The 22,600-nt window shown below is 62.1% G+C and carries 23 protein-coding genes; 7 read left to right on the forward strand and 16 right to left on the reverse strand.

The window, feature by feature from the left end; all coding sequences use genetic code 11:
- Positions 1 to 51: 51 nt before the first annotated feature.
- The 6 genes from RX330_RS28050 to RX330_RS28075 all read right to left on the reverse strand — a co-directional run bounded on the left by RX330_RS28050 (position 52) and on the right by RX330_RS28075 (position 5,275).
- Positions 52 to 1,956: a HAMP domain-containing sensor histidine kinase gene (locus tag RX330_RS28050; protein ID WP_317240628.1), complete on the reverse strand. Its 1,905-nt coding sequence runs from the start codon at positions 1,954 to 1,956 to the stop codon at positions 52 to 54.
- A 93-nt stretch (positions 1,957 to 2,049) separates the two neighbouring features.
- Entirely contained in the window at positions 2,050 to 2,337 is a 288-nt protein-coding gene (locus tag RX330_RS28055; RefSeq protein ID WP_212080937.1) for a hypothetical protein, read from the reverse strand.
- Positions 2,334 to 3,122 carry a DUF2092 domain-containing protein gene (locus RX330_RS28060; protein ID WP_317240629.1) on the reverse strand — a complete coding sequence of 263 codons (789 nt, stop codon included), beginning with the start codon at positions 3,120 to 3,122 and terminating at the stop codon, positions 2,334 to 2,336. The genes RX330_RS28055 and RX330_RS28060 overlap by 4 nt, the downstream gene beginning before the upstream one ends.
- 81 nt (positions 3,123 to 3,203) lie before the next feature.
- Positions 3,204 to 3,617 (reverse strand): hypothetical protein, encoded by a 414-nt coding sequence (locus tag RX330_RS28065; RefSeq protein ID WP_317240630.1) that lies wholly within the window; start codon positions 3,615 to 3,617, stop codon positions 3,204 to 3,206.
- A gap of 22 nt (positions 3,618 to 3,639) precedes the next feature.
- A complete protein-coding gene (locus tag RX330_RS28070; RefSeq protein ID WP_317240631.1) occupies positions 3,640 to 4,872 on the reverse strand; it encodes an HlyD family secretion protein in 1,233 nt (410 codons plus the stop codon).
- On the reverse strand, positions 4,865 to 5,275 hold the full coding sequence (locus RX330_RS28075) for a hypothetical protein (protein WP_317243983.1): 411 nt from the start codon (positions 5,273 to 5,275) through the stop codon (positions 4,865 to 4,867). Before RX330_RS28075 ends, RX330_RS28070 begins: the two co-directional genes overlap by 8 nt.
- 185 nt (positions 5,276 to 5,460) lie before the next feature.
- Between RX330_RS28075 and RX330_RS28080 the strand changes: the two genes are divergently transcribed.
- Both RX330_RS28080 and ppk2 read left to right on the forward strand, forming a co-directional pair.
- Positions 5,461 to 5,913 carry a hypothetical protein gene (locus tag RX330_RS28080; RefSeq protein ID WP_212080932.1) on the forward strand — a complete coding sequence of 151 codons (453 nt, stop codon included), beginning with the start codon at positions 5,461 to 5,463 and terminating at the stop codon, positions 5,911 to 5,913.
- Between the two features lie 28 nt (positions 5,914 to 5,941).
- Positions 5,942 to 6,742, forward strand: a complete 801-nt coding sequence (ppk2, locus tag RX330_RS28085) for a polyphosphate kinase 2 (protein ID WP_212080931.1) — start codon at positions 5,942 to 5,944, stop codon at positions 6,740 to 6,742.
- 73 nt (positions 6,743 to 6,815) lie between these two features.
- Here the strand turns inward: ppk2 and RX330_RS28090 are convergent, their stop codons facing one another.
- The 5 genes from RX330_RS28090 to RX330_RS28110 all read right to left on the reverse strand — a co-directional run bounded on the left by RX330_RS28090 (position 6,816) and on the right by RX330_RS28110 (position 14,283).
- Positions 6,816 to 7,250 carry a hypothetical protein gene (locus RX330_RS28090; RefSeq protein ID WP_126259941.1) on the reverse strand — a complete coding sequence of 145 codons (435 nt, stop codon included), beginning with the start codon at positions 7,248 to 7,250 and terminating at the stop codon, positions 6,816 to 6,818.
- Between the two features lie 33 nt (positions 7,251 to 7,283).
- Positions 7,284 to 8,984, reverse strand: a complete 1,701-nt coding sequence (locus RX330_RS28095) for an aspartate:alanine exchanger family transporter (RefSeq protein WP_212080930.1) — start codon at positions 8,982 to 8,984, stop codon at positions 7,284 to 7,286.
- 19 nt (positions 8,985 to 9,003) lie between these two features.
- Positions 9,004 to 11,757 (reverse strand): decarboxylase, encoded by a 2,754-nt coding sequence (locus tag RX330_RS28100; RefSeq protein WP_317240632.1) that lies wholly within the window; start codon positions 11,755 to 11,757, stop codon positions 9,004 to 9,006.
- 145 nt (positions 11,758 to 11,902) lie between these two features.
- A complete protein-coding gene (locus RX330_RS28105) occupies positions 11,903 to 13,606 on the reverse strand; it encodes a SulP family inorganic anion transporter (protein ID WP_317240633.1) in 1,704 nt (567 codons plus the stop codon).
- Positions 13,606 to 14,283: a YoaK family protein gene (locus RX330_RS28110; protein WP_317240634.1), complete on the reverse strand. Its 678-nt coding sequence runs from the start codon at positions 14,281 to 14,283 to the stop codon at positions 13,606 to 13,608. The genes RX330_RS28105 and RX330_RS28110 overlap by 1 nt, the downstream gene beginning before the upstream one ends.
- A gap of 135 nt (positions 14,284 to 14,418) precedes the next feature.
- Here RX330_RS28110 and RX330_RS28115 point away from each other — a divergent pair, with 135 nt between their 5' ends.
- Genes RX330_RS28115 through RX330_RS28130 form a run of 4 tightly spaced genes read left to right on the forward strand, consistent with a single transcriptional unit; the run spans position 14,419 to position 18,202 of the window.
- Positions 14,419 to 16,107, forward strand: a complete 1,689-nt coding sequence (locus RX330_RS28115) for a TrkA C-terminal domain-containing protein (protein WP_317240635.1) — start codon at positions 14,419 to 14,421, stop codon at positions 16,105 to 16,107.
- Between the two features lie 10 nt (positions 16,108 to 16,117).
- Positions 16,118 to 17,005 (forward strand): alpha/beta hydrolase family protein, encoded by an 888-nt coding sequence (locus tag RX330_RS28120; protein WP_212080925.1) that lies wholly within the window; start codon positions 16,118 to 16,120, stop codon positions 17,003 to 17,005.
- A gap of 31 nt (positions 17,006 to 17,036) precedes the next feature.
- The gene (locus RX330_RS28125; protein ID WP_317240636.1) at positions 17,037 to 17,618 is read left to right on the forward strand and encodes an invasion associated locus B family protein; all 582 of its coding nucleotides are present in this window, start codon (positions 17,037 to 17,039) and stop codon (positions 17,616 to 17,618) included.
- Positions 17,619 to 17,659: 41 nt separating this feature from the next.
- Positions 17,660 to 18,202 carry a hypothetical protein gene (locus tag RX330_RS28130; protein ID WP_317240637.1) on the forward strand — a complete coding sequence of 181 codons (543 nt, stop codon included), beginning with the start codon at positions 17,660 to 17,662 and terminating at the stop codon, positions 18,200 to 18,202.
- A gap of 114 nt (positions 18,203 to 18,316) precedes the next feature.
- Here the strand turns inward: RX330_RS28130 and RX330_RS28135 are convergent, their stop codons facing one another.
- Positions 18,317 to 18,646 (reverse strand): response regulator, encoded by a 330-nt coding sequence (locus RX330_RS28135; protein ID WP_317240638.1) that lies wholly within the window; start codon positions 18,644 to 18,646, stop codon positions 18,317 to 18,319.
- Between the two features lie 235 nt (positions 18,647 to 18,881).
- Positions 18,882 to 19,505, reverse strand: a complete 624-nt coding sequence (locus RX330_RS28140; protein WP_317240639.1) for a response regulator transcription factor — start codon at positions 19,503 to 19,505, stop codon at positions 18,882 to 18,884.
- Positions 19,506 to 19,746: 241 nt separating this feature from the next.
- On the opposite strand from RX330_RS28140, the gene RX330_RS28145 reads away from it, so the two are divergent.
- A complete protein-coding gene (locus RX330_RS28145) occupies positions 19,747 to 20,427 on the forward strand; it encodes a helix-turn-helix domain-containing protein (protein ID WP_317240640.1) in 681 nt (226 codons plus the stop codon).
- Positions 20,428 to 20,440: 13 nt separating this feature from the next.
- On the opposite strand, the gene RX330_RS28150 is transcribed toward RX330_RS28145, so the two are convergent.
- The 3 genes from RX330_RS28150 to RX330_RS28160 all read right to left on the reverse strand — a co-directional run bounded on the left by RX330_RS28150 (position 20,441) and on the right by RX330_RS28160 (position 22,593).
- Positions 20,441 to 21,130 carry a MarC family protein gene (locus RX330_RS28150; protein ID WP_317240641.1) on the reverse strand — a complete coding sequence of 230 codons (690 nt, stop codon included), beginning with the start codon at positions 21,128 to 21,130 and terminating at the stop codon, positions 20,441 to 20,443.
- Complete coding sequence (locus RX330_RS28155) at positions 21,123 to 21,629, reverse strand: potassium channel family protein (RefSeq protein WP_317240642.1); 507 nt, start codon at positions 21,627 to 21,629, stop codon at positions 21,123 to 21,125. Before RX330_RS28155 ends, RX330_RS28150 begins: the two co-directional genes overlap by 8 nt.
- Positions 21,630 to 21,729: 100 nt before the next feature.
- Positions 21,730 to 22,593: an alpha/beta fold hydrolase gene (locus RX330_RS28160; protein ID WP_317240643.1), complete on the reverse strand. Its 864-nt coding sequence runs from the start codon at positions 22,591 to 22,593 to the stop codon at positions 21,730 to 21,732.
- Between the last annotated feature and the right edge of the window lie 7 nt (positions 22,594 to 22,600).

A 22,600-nucleotide genomic window follows, 5' to 3' on the forward strand; every position in this document is an offset into this window, starting at 1 on the left:
AGATCAATGAAATGGCGTCCCGCTTTCGGCGCGCCACGATGATGGTTTCAGCTACCTGCGCACGATCGGGAGCCGGATCGTGAAAAGCGCCCCACCTGAGGATCGGTTCGCGGCAGAGATTGTGCCGCCATGGGCCTCGACGATGGTCCTTGCGATCGCAAGCCCGATGCCCATCCCTTGCGGCTTGGTGGTGAAAAACGGATCGAAGACCTTTGCGAGATCGGAGGCCGCGATTCCCGGCCCGGTGTCGGCGACTGTGATCTCGGCGTGGGCGCCGGCCTGTACGGTGCTCACGCTGACCTCGCGTTTGACCGTTTCCGCATCCGAAATCGCGTCCATCGCATTGATGATCAGATTGAGGATGACCTGCTGGAGCTGGACGGGGTCGCCCTTGACGTGGAGATCAAAAACGGCCGGCATGTAGGTCAATGCGATCCTCCGTCCGTTGGCGAGGGCAACGACAAGCCCAATCGCGTCGCGCACTGTCGCGTTGAGCTCGATATCCCGGACCTCGAACGGCGTCTTCCTCAAAACGCTGCGCAACCTGCGGATCACCTCGCTCGCCCGCTGATCGTCGCGCCTGATATCGGCGAGGATCTCGCCGATCTCCTCCAGGTTGGGCGAGGCGCCCTTCAGCATGAGCTCTGCGGTTTCGGCATTTGTGAGGATCGAGCCGAGTGGTTGGTTCAGCTCGTGCGCGATCGAGGCCGTCAGCTCGCCGGCGGCCGCATAACGGTTGACGTGGGCAAGCTCGGCAAGTCGCTGGCGTGATTCGATCTCGGCATGTTGGCGGCGCCTGCGCTCGTGCAGCAGACCACCGATCAGGCCGGTCTGCACCAGGATCACGCTCGCCAACAGCAGGACCTGCCACCTGTACCTTTCCCAGAAAGTCGGCTCGCGGAAAAGGATTTCGCTGCCAGGCGGCAAATTGCTTTCACTGATGCGCCAGCGCTGAAGCTCCCGCCAATCGTATTTCGGCGGCGCAAATCCGATCGGCGGATAGGTGATGTTGGCCGGCTTCTCGCCGCCGAGGATCTTCATCACGGCGTTGACGGTCTTTGAAGTCGTTTCGGAGACCGAATGCATCGGACCTCCGACCGTGCTGCTGCCGAAGAACGGCTCCTGGTAGGAAAAGATCGGCGCATTCGCGACGGCATGAAGGCTTTGCAGGGCGATGTCGCCTTCGTGCATGATGCCCGCGGCGTCCACCGACATCAGCCCCCAGAACAAGACAGTATGCTCTGGTAGCGTCGACGCACGCTTGAGGATATTGTCGAATGGCAGGTCGGAGTACCAAACGAGGTCGATCCGGCCCTCCAACGGCTTCAATTCTCGCTTCACCTCCTCGATCCAGAACCTCTCCAGCGGCGAGGCACCGATCACGACGGCCACCGTCGTGGTATTGGGAAGGAGCTGGAGAATGTTGTTGAACGCGGCCACGAAATCGTTGCGGACTGCAACGACGACGTCGCGGTCGGTGAGATCAACAGGATTTACCAGCCGCTGCTCGACGACCGCCACCACGGTCGGTGTGTCGGGAAACAGCTTCCCTCTATACTGCTGCACGAACCGCGCGGCAGGTGCGCCGACGCTCACCACGATGTCGGGCAGCGCCCCCTGATAGAGCGAGCTGAGATACTCGACGAAAGGCGCTTCCGGACCTGGATTGTTGAAGCGTGCCGTGAGCAACGTGTGCTCCTGGATGTCGAGCGGCCAAGGCGATTGCCGTTCGAGCTCGGCCTTGATGCTCCGCGCATACTCGCTCCAGGGGCGGAATTCCCGCCCGAAGGAATGCAGCAGCAGCACGCGCTTCAGCTCGCGATAGCGAGGTTCGCCAAGCTGAACGGCACCGGCCGGCCCAGACGGAATGCATGAAGTCAGGATCAGGCCGAACCACAGCAAGATCGCCGTGGCCCGCCCGAATTTGACGGCCCGATTGGTCCCGCTCGCGCTCATCATCATTCCCGCGCGGGCTCGAACGCCGCTCTCCGGTGGAGTTCTAGCGGAAATTGCATAGTGCCACCAGGGTCCGCGCGACTGCAACTCGTCTCAGCAGCGCGTGACGACGCGTCCGTAAGCATCGACGACCTGAACGCAGGACGATCCGTAGTAGGCTCCGGCCGCGCCCGCCGCGACGCCAGCCCCAACCACCGCCCGCCGCGTCGTCCGCCGGGCCACACCGGCATAGCTCATCGGTGTCAGCGGCCGGCCCACCCTGGCCTGAGCCTCCGCAAGGAAGCCGCGGTCGAAGACGGGGCCTGTGTCATTCCAGAACAGGCCGGCAGCAAAGGCGGTTGCCGCCGAAGTGCCGATCAACAGTTTCCGCAACATGATCATTTCTTGGCTCCTGGAGGTGTGCCGGGGGGAAGTTCGTCGAACTCGGTCATCGCCACCGAATCCAGTGTCACCTTGGTCGCACCCACGGGCGCCTTGAAGGCGAAAGTGTCGGGATCGGCGAAGGCGTCGGTCTTCCAATCCTTGATGCGCAGCGTGTATTGGGGCGCCCCTGTCAGCGTCTTGCTGGTGATCACGTATTTGCGGGGCACCGGACTGGCGCCGATCTCGATCCAGATCTGCCAATCGGTGTCGGCTGTACGGAATGCCAGATGTTCGCACTCGACGCCGTCAACCACGCCGTGGCCGATATGCTTGCCCTCCATCGCGGTCTGCACCAGTTCTTCGTAGGCATTGGAGAGCAACAGATCGGTGCCTGGCATGGCTGCGCCCGACGAGGCCTGAAGCGTGTCGATCACCTTGTCCACCGTGTCGGGCGCATCTGCCTGCATGTAGGACTTGGCGCCGTTTCCGTAGAGCGACACCGTCTTGCCGTCATAGACCAGCTCGACGTCGGCGTAACCGCCGGTGCGCCTGACCCGCAGCTTGTCGGGCCTGCTCAGCTTGAATTGGCCGGAGCTCGCGAACTGGATCTTCTGAAGCTCAGGTGTAATGATCTCAATATCGCTGTCGAACGAAGCCGACAGGGTTTTCTGGCCCGCCAGATAGTCGGTCATCGACTTGAGGATCTTCGCCGGATCATCAGCGCGGGCCGGTGAAATGGCGGCGAGCAGCAGGGCCGTGCCGACTGCTCCAATTGCGGTTCGTCTGGTTGCTGCTTGGCTCATGCAATCCTCCCGAGGTGACGGAATTCAACGCGTCCTGTGCGCCTCATTGCTTGACATGAATCAAGCGAAGCGAACTTGTCGCTATCTGGCAGGGCAACGTTGATAGCGAATTTCCATGTCTTCCATGCCCGGGAAGAGGCGAGCGAGACTGTTCGCATCCAGCTCTTTCAAACTGAATTCAATACTTGAAAGCATCATGTCGGTGGCGCAGGTCGCGATCAGGTTGACGTTCGCTCCGCTGTCCTTCCTTGTCTTGATCCGGCAGCGCGCAAACTTGCCGATGATCTGGTCACCGTCGATGATGAAGCCGCCGCCATAGGCATCCGACATGTCGGTAAAGCCAAGCTGCGCACCCTTGCGTTCAAACACCTTGGCGCAATTGTCGGCGTCGCTGACCCACGCCCCATTAAGGTCCAAGGCATCAGAGCGACCAGACATGAGAGGCAGCGAGAGCAGAAATGTCGCGCCGAGCAACATTAAATAATGTGAGCTCATTCGATTGGCCTTTCTTGCGCCCTCAATGACCGCTGAACACCAGGGTCTGGATCGGAAGCAGTAACGCCTGGATGCGCAGCAAGAGCGCGTGGACCAGGCCGACGCCGTCGACGACATGCAGCGCGATCTTCCGGCTGGTCGACGTATCCTTGGCCGAGATTTCCTCGTGATTGCTGGTGTAGGCATTGACGATGCAGCTACTGCCCGGCGTTACGCCCTCGAGCCCGCCCTTGTAGAGCGGCTCGAGGAACACCAAAATCGTGCCGGGTCGAACGTTGTTCTGAGCCTCGATCAACTGCTCGCCGGACCGAAACTGTCCGGCGGCGATATAATCCTGCACGGTCGTGATCACGAGTGGGATGATGACCCAAGGCTTCGAGATGCAGGTTGCTTCCGCCACCATACCTTCCTTCATCACTTGCGCTTCGATCTGGCCGAAACCGGCCTGCAACGCCTTGCGACCGGCGCCCTCCGGAACGAGCACGCCCGCCGGCCGCATCAGCTGGTTGACGACGTCGCCGGAGCGAATGAGGAACTGCTCGACCCTTCCGTCCACGCCGGCGCGCACGAAGGTCTTGTCGAGATCGACCTGGGCCTGATCGAGCGCGGCTTCCGCACTGGCTTTCTGCGCCGGCAACAAGGTGGATACCTGCAGCGAGGCGGATTGCCGCGCTGCCGTGGCCGCGTCCAGGCTGAACTGGCGCTGATCGAGCAGCACCTGAAGCTTCTCGATGTCGCGCTGCGGAACGATTCCGGGATTGCGGCGCTGCAGCTCGGTCTTGACGTCGAGCTCGTCCTTGGCCTGCTGATAATTGGCCTTCGCCTCACCGATCTGCGCGTCGGCCTTGACGACCTCCGACTGCGCCGCCTGCACGGCTGCATCGACCTCCGCGATCTTTCGCTTCGCAGTCTCGTACGCGGCCTGCTGCTTCGAACTATCGAGCGTGAACAGGACGTCGCCCTTCTTCACGGGAGCGCTGAAGCCCACCTTCACGTCAGCCACGCGGCCCGAGCCCTCGGGCAGGATCGGCACTGTGCGAAAATATAGTGTTGCCGACGACGTCGCCGGGTGGAAGTAGAAGATCATCGTGATCAGCGACACCGTCAGCATCAGGCAGCCGGTGATGCCCCAACGGAGCTCGTACCAGATCGAGAAGAAGGTGATCTCCTTGCCGAAGCGCTTGCCCTGGGCGTAGCGGCGGTAGAGATAGTCGGGCAGGATGGTGACGAGGGAGCAAATCATGAGCTCAAGCATGATCGCGCTCCTTCTCCCGCTCGGGACTGACCACCGGTGGGCGCGTCGGACGTGATTGCTCAGGCTCCTCTTCATCAGGCGCCGCGTCGGCGATCTTCTCGACGGAATTGGCGATGCTGCGCAACGGCGTGCCGAAATCTGGAATATCGATCATCGCGAGCAACAGCCCAGCAATCCAGAAGACGTGCATGTGCGTGAACAGCGAAATGATTCCCAGCACCGCGACAATTTCGAATTGCAGCTTCTGCGACTTGTGCGCCATACGCTCCGGCAGGCTGTGTAGGCGCCAGTAGAGCGTGCCGACCCACATCACGGTGCCGATCAGGAACACGCCCATCACGACCATCAGCGTGTCGGTTCCGCTTGCCGGTGCGACGTAGAAGGGAAGATGATGCGGGGCCATCGGATGAAGCTGCTCGCCCAATATAATCTCCCACAAGCGACCGAGCCGACCGCGGCCCTTTCCGGTCACGATCATTCGCTGGCAGAGGGCACCTCTTGATCTGGATCAAGGGAGCGTCTCCACCGGGACCTAGCCTTCGGTCAGCGCATAAGTGGACACACGCCCAAAGCAGGGAGCCGTCAGTCATGCCTGGCCTCGATGATCTCATTCCCAATGCCACTCAGATTCGGAAGGAAGCTGCCCTCAAGGAGGCCGAGAAGGCCGACGCCTACGCGCGCGCCGCTGCGGCCGCCGAGGCGGAGAAGCGCGCACTGATTGAACGGCTCAGCAAGCCCTCCGGCAAGACCGAGGAGGAGAAAATCAAGCTGGCCTCGACCATCATCCAGCGTGCGGTACGGAACGGCCTGACCGAGGTCCAGGTCTATCGCTTCCCCAACTCGCTGTGCACCGACAAGGGCCGGGCCATCAACCAGATGGAAAAGGGCTGGGAGAACACGCTCACCGGCATTCCCAAGGAGATATTCCAGCTCTGGACCGACTACCTCAAGCCGCGCGGCTATCGCATCGCGTATCAGATCATCGACTTTCCCGGCGGCGTGCCGGGCGATATCGGCGTCGTCATCTCCTGGGGGGATTGAGTGCCGCTCGAACTGATGAGAGGACCGGATGGCAAAGGACGAGCCCGCGGAGCGGATGAAGCGGAAGGACTATGAGAAGCAACTGGAGAAGCTCCAGATCGAGCTTTGCCATCTTCAGGAATGGGTCAAGGCCCAGAAACTAAAGGTGATCATCATCTTTGAAGGCCGCGACGCCGCTGGCAAGGGCGGAACGATCAAGGCATTGACCGAGAAGGTGAGCCCCCGCGTGTTCCGCGTCTGCGCCCTGCCCGCGCCCTCCGACCGGCAGAAGTCCCAGCTCTTCATGCAACGCTATATCGAACAATTTCCGGCCGGAGGCGAAATCGTAATCTTCGACCGCAGCTGGTACAACCGCGCCGGCGTTGAATATGTCATGGGCTTCTGCTCGCCCACCGAGCACAAGCGTTTCCTGGAATTGTGCCCTCTGGTCGAGAAATTTGCGGTCGACGCCGGCATCGTCCTGATCAAGCTGTGGCTGGAGGTCGGGATGGAGGAACAGGAGCTTCGCTTCCAGGCGCGCATCGAGGATCCGCTGCGACAATGGAAGCTGAGCCCGATGGATACCGAGTCGTTCGGCCGCTGGTACGACTATTCCCGCGCGCGCGACATGATGTTCGAGGCAACCGACACCAAGCATGCGCCGTGGCGGCTGATCCGCTCCGACGACAAGCGGCGCGCGCGCCTCAACGCTATCTCGCACATCCTGCAAACCATTCCCTACAAGAAGATCAAAAGGGAGAAGGTCAACCTGCCTTCGCGGTCGCATAAGGGACGCTATAACGACCAGGCCAGTCTGCGTGGGCTGAAATTCGTTGAAGAGCGATATTGACGCGTATGGCTCCCGAGATGAGAAACGGGCTGCGGTGACGCAGCCCGTTTTATTGTGAGCCCGTTTGCTCTGCCTACTTCAGACGGATCGTGACGCCGCCGACCGCAGCCGAGACTTCCGCCCCGATTTTCGGACCACTGAGTTGAAGAATCACGCCATTGGCGTTCTGAAGCTGCACGGCGCCTGCACCCGCTGCGACAGCCCCGCCTGCTCCGCCCACGGCGTAGGAACCTTCAATCGATGCCGGCCCTCTGAGATTGAGGGCCCGACCCACGAACTTGGTCGTGGAGGCACCGATTGTGAAGCCCACGCTCATGCCCGAGACGGTGAACGGATACTTCTTGCCCCGGTACAGCAACACGCCCTCGCCGCCACCGACGCCGACGATGAAGCCGCCCTTGGTGAACACGACCGCGACCTGGCCAGTGTCGGCACGCGATGGCGTGCTGAAACCGGCAACGACGGCGAGCGAGGTAGCCAGGACGGCGCCGATAGCAAGCTTTCTCATGATGTCACTTCCCCTTTTTGGTTGTCGCGCCGTTCATTGAGCCAGGATCATTGCGAAGTAGCCGAACACGGTGAGCAGGATGCCCGAGACGGCATAGGCGACCGGGAATCCGATCCAGGGTACCGTGCTCTGGATTTCTACCGCCGCTTCACGACATGGCCCGGAATGCGACCGAGCGCCGGCAACGCCGCCCATCAGCACGGCCGGGTTGATCTTGAAGACATGGAAGCCGATCGCCCAGACGATGAACGGAGGGATCGTGCAGGCGATGAAGCCGGCGATGAATATCTTCAATGCAATCGCGCCGGTGAGTTGCGCCAGGAGTCCGGCACCGGCATTGATGCCGACGATGGACACGAAGACGACGAGCCCGAGATCCTCCAGCACGTTGCGCGCCGCGTTCGGCGTGTTGCCGAAGAAGCGTAACCGCGACACGATCGAAGATACGATCACGCCGGACAGCAACAGGCCACCGGCATTGCCGAGGCCGATCTTGGCACCGAACGCAGGGAATTCGATCCTGCCGATCAGGAATCCGAGGATCATGCCCACGGCCAGCGTCAACAGGTCGGTCGACGTGTTGGTCCGCGCAATGCGTCCCCACATTTCGCCGAGCTCATTGACGGCCGACTTGAGGCCGACCACCGAGACGATGTCCATCCGTTGCAGCTCGGTCTTGAGACCGGCGGCTAGAGGCACACCGCCACGCTCGACCTTGGTGACCTGCAACTGGCCGGCGATCGCCGTGTCGCGGAAGGATTCAAAGGTCCGTCCGACCATCTCCTTGTTGGTGACAAGAATATCCGCCTGGTCCATGGGAATGCCGAGCGCTGCGGTATCGGCCACCTCGGGCCCGATCAGGCCCATCTTGTCGGTGAGATGCTCGGTCGAGCCGCCGAGCGCGACGACGTCGCCCTTTTGCAGCACCAGATCGGGATCGGCTCCCTGTGGCTCGCCGCCGCGCGCCACGTTGACGATGCGGTATTCCGGATGGATCGAGCGGAATTTGGCGATGCTCATGCCGACCTGCGCCGGATTTTCCAGTCGATAGGCACGCAGACCGAACTGCCGGTAACCGGTCAGGCCGCCGCCCTCCAGATCCTTGACGCCGAAGTCCTTCTCGTACTTTTTCGCCGCCGCCTTGGCATCGATGCCCCACCAGCGCGGCAAGTATTTGCAAATCAGGATGATGCCGACGGTACCCCAGATGTAGGTGATACCGTAGGATAGCGCGATCATGCCCGTTGCATCCTCGGGCTTCATGCCTTCAGGCAGCTTGACGACACCCGAGGTGATGGCCTGTTCAGCCGAGCCGATCGCAGCCGACATGGTCTGCGAACCCGCCAACATGCCGCCGGCGGCGCCGGTCGGGAGATCGAAAAGCTTGGCGAAGATGACGACCAGCGCGAGGCCGGCAACGCTCGACACCACCGCCAGGAACACGAACTTGATGCCATCTCCCCTCAAACTGTTGAGGAAGGAAGGCCCGACCCGCAAGCCGACACCGTACATGAAGAGATAGTAGAACAAGCTCTTGGTGAAATTGTTCAGCTCGAGCTTCACGCCGTAGCTCGAAGACCAGACCGCAAGCCCGGCGCCCACGACGATGGCACCGGCGACCATACCGAGGCCATAGCCCTTGATGCTGGCCCGGCCGATATAAACGGCGAGCCCGACGACGAAGAACAGCAACAGATACGGATTCTGCTGCAAGAATGTAAAGAACGCCTGCATGTTCGTCCCCTCTAACGGCTTATGACGCGGCCTTCAGCTTCGGCGTTGCGGTCGGCTTTGGCCGGCCGAGCTTCGCCAAGGCCTCGGTGCGCACCAGCTTGAGCCCCTCCTTGGCGTCGTAGCCATGGATCTCCTTCACATCGAGCTTGCGCATGAAGTCGATCGTCTCCTGGGTGATGACCTGCCCCGGCACCATGATCGGGAAGCCCGGGGGATAGGGAATCACGAAATTGGCGGAGACGAGTTCGGGCCCGGACTTCAGCCGCCGGTCGATCTCGGGATCGTCGAGGCGGATGTGCTCACAGCCCGCCACGTCATAGGCGGCATAGAAGCCGCTGCGGATGTCGCCTTCATTGGTCTTGGTGCCGGCATCGCCGCGGAAGCTCGGATGGAAATGCGAGAAGTTCGGCAAGTCAGGCACGTCGGTCATCAAGCTCTTGACCCGGGCTTCGAACGTCTTCTTCGCGTTGGCGCCGCCTTGCGCGAGTCCGCGATCGACCTCGCCCGCGATCTCGGCAAGGACGCGGATCAGATGCGCGACGTCGCTGCGGGTGTTGTTGATGTTGGACTGCACCAGCACCGAGTTGCGTGAGGTCTTGTTGACCTGGATGTTGTACTCGTTGGCGAGGATGCCCTTGAACTGCGTGCCGTCGTAGCCGGCCGTGCCGCACACCAGCGTCATCCGGGTTGGATCGAGGCAGAACTCGTCCTCGTCCAGACTTTTCAGCGTATTCGCCCAGTTGACGCCCGGTGCGAGATAATCGGTGAAACCGCTCTGGCGGTATTGCGTCGGCACCATGACATCGGCGCCAAGAATGCGGAAATACTTCGAGAGCAGCGGGTTGTTGTTGACGGCGTGGCGGATGGCGAGCGCGATCTCCATCGCATTGGCGACCAGGCCATACCCTTCCAGCTCCATCTGGCGCCGCGAGATGTCGAGGCTGGCGATGAGCTGCTGGTTCGGGCTTGTCGAGGCGTGAGTAAAGACGGCCTCCTTGAACTGCTGCTCGACCGTGTGGAATTCGACGTCCTTGACCGAGAGCATGGAACCCTGCCGGATCGCCGACATCGATTTGTGGGTCGAGTTGGTCTGATAGACACGCAACCGGATCTGGCGCGGATCGGGAATCAGCCGCGTCTTGAGCAGCACTTCATCCGACGGATTCTTGCCGAGCTCGGCCTGCTGCTTCTCATAGGCCGCGACCGACTTCGGATCGTGCATCCAGGCCTCGATCTCGTTGGCGGCCCCCATGGCTGTGCGCCGGCGCAGGAAAGGCGAGAAGCGCGCGAAGCCGAACCAGGCTTCATCCCACAAGAAGATCAGGTCGGGCTTGATGGCGAGGCATTCCTCCATCACCCGGCGGGTGTTGTAGATGTGGCCGTCGAAGGTGCAGTTGGTGAGGTCCAGCATCTTGACCCGCTCAAGCCGGCCGTCGGCCTTGGCGCTGAGCAGCGCCTGCTTGATCGTCTTCAACGGCACGGCGCCATACATCGAATATTCGGTCATCGGGAAGGCTTCGACGTAGAGCGGCTGGGCGCCGGCAAGCACCATGCCGTAGTGATGCGACTTGTGGCAGTTGCGGTCGACAATCGCGATGTCACCCGGCGCAAGCAGCGCCTGCACCGCCATCTTGTTCGAGGTCGAGGTGCCGTTGGTCACGAAGAAGACACGATCAGCGCCGAGCGCGCGCGCCGCCTTCTCCTGCGCCTTTTTGATGTTGCCGGTCGGCTCCAGCATGCTGTCGAGGCCGCCCGTGGTCGCGCTGCTCTCGGCCAGGAACAGGTTCGGGCCGTAGAACTCGCCCATGTCGCGGATCCAGTCCGACTTGAAGATGGATTTGCCGCGGGCAATCGGGAGCGCGTGAAACGTCCCGATTGGGCGCTGCGCGTACTTCTTCAGATTGTCGAAGAACGGCGTATCGTAGCGATCCTGGATGCCTTCGAGGATCGACAGATGCAGCTCCAGCAGTTCCTCAACCGAATAGAAGATGCGGCGGACCACGCTGGCTTCGGGGTTGCCGGCGAGCTCCTCGACGTCACGATTCGAGATCATGTAGAGATCGAGCTCGGGCCTGACGCGCTTGATGATCTGGGCAAGCCGCAGCGCGGATGCGTCGGACTCGTCGTTGAGGCCTGCCGTGGCCGTGATCGAGCGGAGCACCGGCGCGTTATGCCGCGAGCGCAGTCCAAAACCCTCGTTGATGATGACCGCGCCGATGTTGGAATTGAGCATCGTCGCACAGAAGGCGTCTTCGAGGCTACCGACGATGACCGGCTCATAGATGAAGGCATCGACCGGGCGGCGGAGCTTGCGCCATTCGGCGGCGAGCGCAGGCCATTGGCCGGGAGATACCCCGGTGACGATCAGGGTCTCGAAATAGGGCCTGCGTGTCGTATGCGCGCCGAAGGTCGGGGGAACCAGCTCGGGTGCATCGCCATTGCCATCGTCCTTCGCGCTCCAGTCGCCGGCATGCTGGCGGAAGGATCGCGTCGCCAACGCCTGGGTGATCCGGGTCGCAAGGGCAAGCGATGTTGCCCCATCGCCAGCGGCCGCCGCTTCACGCAGCGCCGCCATCAATTGCAGGCCGGGATAGCCGTGAAACTCCTCAGTGACCGAGAGATCTACCAGCGCTGCATCGTATTTTGCCCGGTCGCCGCCGCGAGCCCACGCCTTCGCAGCATCGACAAGATCACGCCAATCGTCGGCCCGTGCGCCCGGGCCCGAAAAGAACTGATCAATGCGCTTCTGTGTGGGCTTGGCGTCTTTGGACATGCGTCTCTCCCGATCCCTGAGGCGAAGGTTGATGAGAGGATCGTGGGTGCGGCGCAGGATGCACCATTGATCCAAGTCAACGGTCGCGCGCATTCTGGGCGGGCCGCGATCGCTGCGATGCCAGTTGCATCGCAACACGGAGTCGCTATGGCGTTCGCCTACTCGAAGCGTGCTGGTGGTCGCCCAAAACGGCATCCAGCGATCGCAGCCATTGGCCGCTGTCGGTCTTCTCAGCCAATCCTTCCGCCCGCAGCAGGTCCCGCAGTTGCGCATGCGCGCCGACGATGCAGAAGCTGGCGTGGCGGAGCGCGAGCTCATCGTTGAGGTCGCGCAGCATGCGCGCGCCAGCAAGGTCAATGTAGGGCGACGCCGAGAGGTCGCAGACTACGAGCTGGAGGCGCGGCGAGTTCCGCAGTGCGACCAGCACCGTCTCCAGGATCGTCTCGGCATTGATGTAGAGCAACGAGGCTTCCGGCCGAAACGCAATGACGCCGACCAGCGGCTCGACATCATCGTGCCGCGCACTGTCGGAGTAACGACCGCTTCCCGGCAGCCGGCCGAGAAATGCCACGTTCGGCCGCGAGGCTCGCGCGAGCAGCAGGAAGATCGACGCAATCGAGGCCAGCAATACGCCCTGGAGGATGCCGAGCAGCAGCACCGACACCAGGGCAATGGCAGCGGCATAGAAGTCGATCCGGCTGACTTGCCACATCCGCAGCAGCGCGCGGAGGTCGACAAGCCTGTAGACGGCCGCAAAGACGATGGCCGCCAGCACCGCCTTCGGCAGGTTGGTCAACAGCCCGGTGAAGAACAGAAGGCATAGCCCGAGCGCCACCGAGCAGATCACCAGCGCCAGCGGCGTTCGTGCGCCGGCATTGTCGTTGACGGCCGATTGCGACAGTCCGCCGGCGACGGGGTAGCTATGGCCGAAGGCGGTCGCGAGGTTCGCGGCGCCCAGCCCCAGGAACTCCTGCCGGACGTCGAGGGAATAGCCGTGCTTGGCGGCAAAGCTGCGGGCGGCAGAGACACCTTCTATGTAAGCCAGCAAGACGCATCCGGCGGCGAGCGGAAACAACTCATCGAACTGCAGAAGCCCGAATGCCGGCACCCCCAACCCTGGCAAGCCCTCCGGGATCTTTCCGGTGACGGGCACACCAAGCGCCGGCAGGCCAAGCAGCGTTGCCACGACGATCGCGAGCGCCACGATCGTGATGCCGACCGGCTTGCCCGGCAGCAGCCGCTCGCCGAGCAGAAGCAGCAGTAGCGCGACTGCACCGATTGCCAGCACGAGTGCATCGACCTGACCGAGCTGCCCCGACAGCTTTATGGCGCGGTCGAAGAAATTGTGCCCGCCGCCGGCGACGCCAAGCAGGCTCGGCAGCTGGCTCATGATGATGGTGAGCCCGGCACCGGCCTTGAACCCGATCAGGATGCTGTCGCTGACGAGGCGAACCAGCACGCTGAGCCTGAACAGCCACGCGATGAAGCACAGTACCGCCACAGCGAAAGCTGCGAGGCTTGCGATCTGCGCATAGCGCGCCGCATCTCCGCCGGCGAGGGTGCCGACGCTGGCGGCAATCATCAGAGAGATCGCAGACGTCGGACCAATCGCAAGTTGCCGTGACGACCCAAACAGAGCGTAGCCGATGCCGCCGAGCATATAGCCGTAGACGCCGATCTGAGGCGGCAAGCCGGCCAGCGCGGCATAGGCAAGCGAGACGGGAATCGCGTAAGCGGCGAGCGTGATGCCGGCGACGGCGTCGGATGTCAGCCACTCGCGTCGATAGGCGGCGAGCCACTCCGCCGGCGGAAAGAGCCACGTCCAACCCCGGTCGGGCGAGGCCTTCATCACGTCGCCTCGCGCTGCGGCGTCTCGCACCGCAGCAGAACGACCAGCAGCGCGACCACGGGAATGCCGAGCGCGAGATCGGGAATGCCCTTGGTGGCGAAGGCGCCGACGGCAGCGCCAAAGCCGAACACGGCGCATAGGGCGAAGAAGATGCCGGACCGGCGCAACGTCCCGGGGGCCGCGCCTCCGGTCGCAACCGCAAAGATCGTCTCGATCGCCTGGCGCATGTTGCCGGTGATCATCACCGTGCTGCAGATGGTGCCCTCGACCTTGGTAAAGGAAGCGGCCTGCATGGCGGCAACGAGTGATATGCCGAGCGTGCCGGCGAGATCCGGCATCCGATTGTGCAGGATGCCTATCGCGATCAGCATCAGGATCTCGAGCAAGGTGCTGATCGCGCCGGCTCGCTCGCCGACGATGCGGCGCAGCCATGCCGCGATCACGATTCCGACCGCAAACGCCAGGATCGGAGGCACGAAGTGAAGTGCCTTCGGCCAGTCGCCTGCGGTTGCATAGACCCAGAGGAAAATCAGGTTGGCGGTCTGGGCGTTCGCCATCACGCCGTGGATGATCCAGGTATAAGCGTCGATATAGCCGCCGGCAAAGGCGAGCAGCAGAACGATCTCGACCGTCTCGTCGCGGCGGATCGCGCCAGAGGCGACCTCCATCATACTCATGGCGGTAATGCGGGCTGGGGCAGGTTTCGCATGACTTGATTGGCCGCGCCTTGCCGCCGGCAAGGCTTGATCTGGATCAAGAAACCATCCGCGGTCACGAATCAAATCGGTGGCTGCTGCCGGGGGAACGCGATCATGGATACCGTCAGGTGGATCATCACCGCCGCACCGGAAATCTTTCTGTTGCTGGCCATCGCAATCGGCACCCTGCTCGGGCGGATCAGGTTGCGCGGTTTCGCGATCGGCACCACGGCCTGCATTCTGATCGTCTCAGTCCTGATCGGGCAGCTCGGGACCTTCACGTTCCCGTCCCTGCTGCGCGTGATCCTGTTCAGCCTGTTTGTGTTCACGATCGGCTACCGGTCCGGACCGGAGTTCTTTGCCTCGCTCAGCATGCGTACGCTGGCGCAGGTTGCCATGGCGCTCGTGCTCGGAGGCACGGGGCTTGCCATCGTGCTCGCGTTTGCCTTCAGCTTTCAGCTTGATCCCGGCACCGCGTCCGGTATCGCCGCGGGGGCACTGACGCAATCCTCGGTGATCGGAACCGCATCCGGCGCGCTGGCTCAGCTTGGCCTGCCGAGCGAGGTGTTGAAGCAGCAGGAAGCCAACATCGCCGCCGGCTATGCCGTGACCTACGTGCTCGGCTACATCTTGACCTTGCTCTTCGTGCCGTTTGTCGCGCCGAAATTGATGGGGGTCGACCTGAAGGCCGAGGCGAAGAAGCTGGAGGCGGAGCTTTCAAGCGGTGAAGCGCCGCAAACCGAGAATCTCGCCTACCGAAAGTTCCAGGCGCGTGCCTATCTCGTCTCGACCGCAGCGGGCCGCACCGTCAAGTCGCTCGAGGAGGACCTCGGCAGCCGCACTGTGGTCGAGCGCATCGTCCGCCAGGGCCTCGACGTCGAGCCTCATCTGGATACGACGCTCGAAGCCGGCGACAACATCGTCATCACGGGACGAACCGCCGCCATCGTTGCAGCCAGGCCGATCATCGGCACCGAGATCGACGCGGACGAGATCCTCAAGGCGATCCCCGGCAACGTGGTCGAGGTGCTGGTCGACAACCGCCAGCTTCACGGCCGCTCCATCAAGGACGTGGCCGAGCGCGTTGGCGCCAATGCGCGCGGCGTGTTCCTGCGCGCATTGACCCGGATGGGCCGCGAGGTGCCGCTGAGCCCTGATACGCGAGTCTATGTCGGCGACGTCATGACCCTGGTCGGCAGCACGCGCAACATCGAGCGGGCTGCCGCAAATGTCGGCCAGATCCTGCGCGCCGGCGACCGCACCGATGTCGCCTTCCTTGCCACCGGGATCGCAGTTGGCCTGCTTGCGGGCCTCGTCAGCGTCAAGATCGGCAGCGTCGCACTGACGCTCGGCGGCGGCGGAGGCGCGCTGATTGCGGGTCTGGTCTGCGGGTGGCTCCGCTCGCGCCGTCCGACCATGGGCGCGCTGCCACCCGCCGCGCAGCAGATATTGAGCGATCTCGGTCTCGGCGGCTTCATCGCCGCCATTGGACTTGGCAACGGCGCCGCCGCCTGGGCCGCGATCCAGGCGCATGGGATGCTGCTGGTCGGCATGGGCCTTGTCATTACACTGGTGCCGCTGATCGTCGCGACGCTCTTCGCCCGCTACGTGCTGCGCATGAATCCGGTCGTGACCTGCGGCGCACTGGCCGGGGCCATGACCGTCGATGCCGCCGTCACTGGCGCATGCGAGGTCGCCGAGAGCCAGACGCCTGTGCTCGGGGTTGCCGTGCCTTACGCCGTCGGCAACGTGGTCCTGACCGTGCTCGGTCCAATCATTGTGGCAGCCACCTACACCGGCTGAGGGAGCGCTCATGCGTGCTATTCACCTGTTGCGCTTGCTGACCGCAGTTCTCGTGGCCGTCGCCGCGGCCCCCACGGCCCGTTCCGCCGATACGACGGAGACAATCCGCATCCAGGAAGAGATCTGGGCTCTGCCCCTGCCCTTGCCGATGTTCGCCTATGTCGTCCGGCCGGTCGGCAACGGTCCCTTCCCGCTGGTGATCATGAACCACGGCGTCGTGCTCGATGCGAAGGAACGCAGCTTTTTCCCGCTGGTGGAATTCCGTGATGCAGCGAAATGGTTTGCCAAACGGGGCAACATGGTGGTGGCGCCAGTCGGTTCGGGCTACGGCGCGGCAGCGATCGACATACCCGAGCGCGCGGTATTCGGCCCGTTCTTCTCCAAGATTGGCAAGTGCACCAACCCCAATTTCCATGACGCGGGTCTTGCGGTCGCTCAGGTCGATCTCTGGATCATCGATTACCTGGCAGCCGAGAAGCGCATCGTGCCGAAGGACGTCGTCGTGGTCGGACAATCTGCCGGTGGCTGGGCCTCGATTGCCCTGTCCAGCGTCAACCCGCCGCAAGTCAAGGCGGTCATCATCTTTGCCGGAGGCCGCGGTGGCCGCGTCGGCGGCAGGCCGAACAACAATTGCGCGCCCGACAAGCTGGTCGAAGCGACAGCTGATTTTGGCCGGACGTCGCGGGTGCCGATGCTGTGGATCTATATCGAAAACGATACCTTCTTCGGCCCCGATCTGTCGAAGCGAATGCATGAGGCTTTCACCGCGGCGGGTGGCAAGGCCGAGTACCATTTGGTGCCGTCGTTCGGCAGCGAAGGACATTTCTTGATTGGCTCCCCTGACGCGATACCAATCTGGTCGCCGCTGGTGGCGAAATTTCTCGACGCGCAGAAATAAGCGCGCAAGCGCCGATCCGAGAGGTGCATCCATGACCAATGCCAGCCACTGCCTGTCGGTCCTGCTGATGGCCCTGCTTGCCACCCCTGCAGCCCCTGGCATCGCCTCGGCAAAACGGAAATCCCAAAGCGCCACGACCGCCGAAGCCCCACGTGGTCAGCGCGAGGCAAAGGACATCACCTACGGCGATTGGAAAAAGCTCTGCTTCAAAGCGGGTGGCGCGCCCCTGCTTTGCCGGACGTCGATCACCGGCAGCTTTGCGACCGGTCAGATGGCAGTGCGCATAGACCTGATCGAGCGCGAAGGAGCCAAGAGGGCACGATTACAGATGTTTGTCCCTGTCGGCATGTACCTGCGGCACCCTGCCAAGCTGAGCGTCGATCAGGGCGGCACCTATCAGGTGCCGTATAGCTGGTGCGTGACCAATGCCTGCATAGCCGCGGATGTTGCCGACCCGAAGCTCATCAAGGAGATGGAAGCCGGAACGAGGCTCGTGTTGGAGGTCGTCGATTCCAATCTTCTGAAACTGACAACCGCGCTACCGTTGGCAACGTTTGCGTCCGTTCGCAACGGTGCGCCGGCGCAGACGCTGGAGCAAGATCTCGAAGAATAGCAAGACCGGCAGCTCGGGGCGCGTTTGCACGGATCGTCATCGTGTTCACTTCATTGCCAAACTGCGTGCAATCGCAACAAACGTCGCGACGAGTTGCAGGCGGCATGGCGCCTATTCGTCAACTCATCGCTCCGGCGACGCAGGTCGGCTTCTTGATTCATATCAAGGGTTGTCTCGCCGCGTCAAAATCAACTGTCGTCGATGCCACCTCCAGACGGGAGATTAACATGCGGTTGTGGGTCATAGCGGCTGTAATCAGCCTTACGCCGGTTTCGGCTTTCGCCGTCTCCGACTGCCGAGTCACAGGCAATCCATCGGTATTCGGTGTCGACATGACTGCCTATGTCGCAATCAAGTCCGGCGAAACATGCAATTTCCCAATCCGAATTCCAGGCATAATGAACAACGCGGGCGTTGCCAGCAAGCCTGCACACGGGATGCTGAAACAGCTCAATATGACGACCTTCAGATACACCGCGAAATCCGGATACAGAGGCAACGACACCTTTGCGATATATGGCGAAGGGAAAGGTCCGTTCGGCTCGGGCAGATCGGTCATCACGGTGAACGCAACCGTCGAATAGCGGGGAAGAGCGCTTCGATACGGCCCTGCAATGTCGTTGGGTCGCGACACGCTACGCCAGCTTGCGACCGACCAAGTGGCCGTCGTGCAGCAGGCGATTTTGCGTCTTCCGCTCCTAGCCCAATTCCGAGCGGGCCCGCTCGATCGACTCGATCAGTGACTGCGCCGTGAAGGGTTTGGTCAGGTAAGCAACGCAACCCGACTCGACGGCAATCGAGCGGTGCGTTGGGCTGTCGTTGCCGGTAACATAGATCACCGGTGTGGTGACCCCCTCTTTCATCAGGTGACGGCGCAGATCGATTCCCGATCGGTGACCCAGATTGATGTCAATGACCAGGCAAATTGCGTTGCTGAAATCAACGTGACCGAAGAGAGCCTCTACGGAGTCGAACAAGAGCACGCCCAATCCATGAGCTCGGAGCAATCGCCCGATGCTCGTCCGCATAGACGAGTCGTCATCAACGACGAGAACGGACTTGCTTCTCGGCAAAATGAACAGCCTTCAGGTTCCAACTGACATCATAGGCCCGCGTCCATCAAGCGGCGTGAGGATCGCGAGTCCTGATGCGGTCAATGTGGAAAGACCCTGCGCGTTCCAAGAACATCTTGTCGCAAATCTCTTGGGACCTTGGAACCCGGCTGTCTCGATGAGACAAGCTACTGAAATACCTACCGGCTCGCTAGTTGGCGTTCGCTTCGAGCAATCCAAGACGTTCGGCGATGGAAACCAGTTCCGCCAGTGACCGCGTCTGCATTTTCTCCATCACCTGGTGACGGTGCGCCTTGATGGTTCGCTCGGTCGTTCCAAGATCGTAGGCGATCTGCTTGTTGATCTTGCCGCGCACGATCAGGTCGAAGACCTGGCGCTCCCTTGGCGTCAGCAGGCCGAGCAGGGCACGCAGTCCATCGAGCCTGTCGCGCAGACTGCGGGCTTGGGATTGGTTCGCCAGTGCACGCTCGATCGCATCGATCAATTGCGCGGACGAGACAGGCTTGGTCAGGAAATCCTCGGCGCCGGCCTTGATCGCCCGCACGGTCGTCTGGGTGTCGGCATGGCCAGTGAGGAAGACGATGGGAAGCGATAACCCCCGCTCGAGCAGGCGGCTCTGGAGCTCAGGTCCACTCAATCCCGGTATTTGAACGTCGAGCAGGATGCATCCCTGCTGTTCGTTTCTGGGCAGGTACTCCAGCAGATCCAGAGCCGATGCATAGGTCGCCACTTCAAATCCGGCAAGCTTCAACCGCCGCTCGATTGCCGTCCGAAAAGATGCGTCGTCATCCACGACGTAGACGAGGCGAGACAATTCGAAACTCCCGATAACGAAAACTTTCGGCAAAACAAAACGCTAATTGGTAACAACCCCCGTTTCTCATTCCGTGCACGAGATTGCGCGACCTGTCCTTTGGTACAATGTCCGTTGGGACAATGGTGAGAAACCTCACTTCTATCGTAGATCAACCTGGAGGCGTGAGTATTACCCCTCAATTCTCATAATGGAATACCTGACTAAGACCAATTCGCGATCGGCGTTGAGGGAGTTGGCCATGTTCGTACGCACAACCGATCCGCTCCCCCGCCCTAATTCGCTCCGCGTCCTGGGAATGAGCAGCGGTTCAGATCCAATTGTCCGCCTGAACGAGATTACATACAAAAAGGGCAAAGAGATCTATGGCGAGAAGGAGCCTGCCGAATACGTCTACCAGGTCAAGACCGGTGCCGTGCGAAGTTATAAGCTGCTATCGGACGGCCGGCGCCAGATCGGTGCATTTCACCTCGCCGGCGACATTTTCGGGCTTGAGAACGGCACCACGCACCGTTTCACCGCGGAGGCCGTCGTCGATACGGCAGTACTCCTGATCAAACGGCAGAGCCTGGAGACGGTCGCCGAAAGCGACGCCGTGGTTGCCAAGAACCTTCTCGGCATGACCACGACCAACCTCCAGCATGCGGAAGATCACATGCTGCTGCTTGGACGCAAGACCTCGCTGGAGCGGGTCGCCGCCTTCCTGATCGAGATGGACAAGCGGCTAACAGCCGCAGGCGTGCTGGCGCTGCCAATGTCGCGGCGCGATATTGCCGACTATCTTGGCCTGACGCTGGAAACGGTGTCGCGAGCCATCTCGCACCTGCACGAACTCGGTGTGCTCGGCTTCGTTGGCAACACGCAGCGCCAGATCATATTGCTCGACCGTCACCAGCTCGCGAGCCTCGATCTACAGCCTTGAACGCTTCGAACACCTATTGGGTAACGCGCGACGCTCCATCAAGAATGGTGCGCGCGATCTCCGATGCACCGGTGATGATGATCTGTACACCAATACAAAGCAGCAGAAATGCCGACAGCTTGGTCACGACACTCGTGCCCTCCTCGCCGAACAGGCGAGCCATTGCGCTCGATTTCCGATAGGCATGGTAGATCGCAGCGGTCACGGCGAGCGCGACCACCAGCGAGACGATGGACGATGCGAACATGGCATCGAGGCTGTCGGACCGGCTTATCCCAATTGCGATCGCCGTCGCGATCGTCCCCGGGCCGGTCGTGAGCGGGATCGTCAGCGGAAAGAAAGCCATCCGCTTCATCGTTGCGAGATCGGCTGACGAACCGGCGTGATGCTCGACGCCGCCCGGCGACGCGTGGAGCATGGACCAGCCGGTCGCCGCCACGACGAGACCGCCAGCGATCCGGAGCGCCGGGATGGTTACGCCGAAGAAATTGAGAATCTGGCTGCCGAGAAACATCGATACCAGCAGGACCAGGAAGGCATAAAAGGCGACCCGCAAGGCAAGGTTCGCACGCTCCTTCTCCGAGAGCCCCTTCGTTCTGTCGAAAAAGATGAAGGCCAGCCCGTACGGATTGATGATTGCAAACAGCGCGCCGAAGCCGAACAGGAAGTCGGCAACCCACCGCGATGCTGCGAGTTCAGGCATGTGGGCCCAGGTCGTCTGTTGCGCCGCGGCCGAGCACGGGTGCATCGGGTTGGCTAGAGCCCGAAGCAGGCATGTCAATCAGCCCGACGTGATCGAGTGTCTTGCGCAGGACCTCGAACAAGATCGCCGCCGACCACCCAAACAGCAGGACGCCGTTCATGGCGGTCAAGGGACCTATCAGCCGCCATTCGCGCACCGGCGTGATGTCGCCGTAGCCGAGCGTGGTGTAGTTGACGAAGGCAAAATAGAGCAGATCGCTGCCGGGGGCGGCGGCCCGGACGAGGTCGTACGTCCAAGCCCACACCAGGATTTCCACCATGTGCGCAACCTTCAACACCGCAGCCGTCGCGATCATCACGCCCATCAGGTGCAGCCTGGGTCTCTCGGTTCGCCGCAGCCCCGCGCTGCGGGCAATTCCAACCGCAACGACCGTGACAAGCGCGTGAAGGCCGATGTTGACCACGCTTACCGAGCCACCGACCAGCAACTGCAACAGCATAAGGATCGACCAAACTTCAAACGTGCATAGCGGGCTTGCCCATGGCTCTTGCCTGATCGGTCATCGCTCGCGCGAGCCCTCCAAGAGCTCGGGCTGATGATTACGCGCGAAGTCCTCCAAACCAGGCACCGAAATAGCCGGCATACAGAGCCGGTACTTCTACATTCATCGAGTGCCCGACACCGGGCACAACCACGAGCCGGCAGTCCGGCATCGCCTCGGCCATGACGCGGAGATCGGCCGGAGGAATCCAGCCATCCCGCTCGCCCCACAGGACCAGGTGCGGATGTCGGATTTCCGCCATGCGCCGCTCCAGTTCGCGGCTTGCTTTTTCCTTGGTCAAATTGACCGGCGTACCGATCCAGACGCCCTCCGAGACGCCGAAGGTCTGCTCGACGATCCGCTCGAAGAGCGCCTGACACTCCCCAAGGCCGGCGCGAAAGCGAGGAATCGCATTGGCTGCCATGCTTTCCGGAACGAACAGCGAGGATGCCGCCGTGGCCATGACGGTCCGCGTCAGCTCCTTGCTTGCCATCATGGCGCGGAAGACGCCAATCTGGTCGGCGCTGAATGACATGCCGAGCGGCGTTACAGGATCGAGCGCGAAGACGCGGCCGAACCGCCGCGGCTGCATCAGCAGCATCCGCGCGGCGATGATGCCACCGGTCGAATGGGTTGCCAGGTGACAATGCCGAATGTCGAGCGCATCAAGCGCCGCCAGCATGTCGTCTGCGTGCTGCTGCATCGCGTAGTTGGAATAGTCAGTCGTAGGCGCTGGCCGATCGCTGTCGCCGCACCCGCGCCAATCGATCCCCACGACGCGGAGATCGCGGGGAAACAGCGGTGCGGCGAGCTCGATCCAGTCTTTGCTGGCGAGATTGCCGTGGACGAAGACGACGGTGACATCGCCTTCTCCCCACTCCCGCCAGCCCAGCTGGACCTCGCCCGCCTGCACTCTCGGCATCGGTCTA

This window comes from Bradyrhizobium sp. NDS-1 (genome assembly GCF_032918005.1).
Classification (GTDB): domain Bacteria; phylum Pseudomonadota; class Alphaproteobacteria; order Rhizobiales; family Xanthobacteraceae; genus Bradyrhizobium; species Bradyrhizobium tunisiense.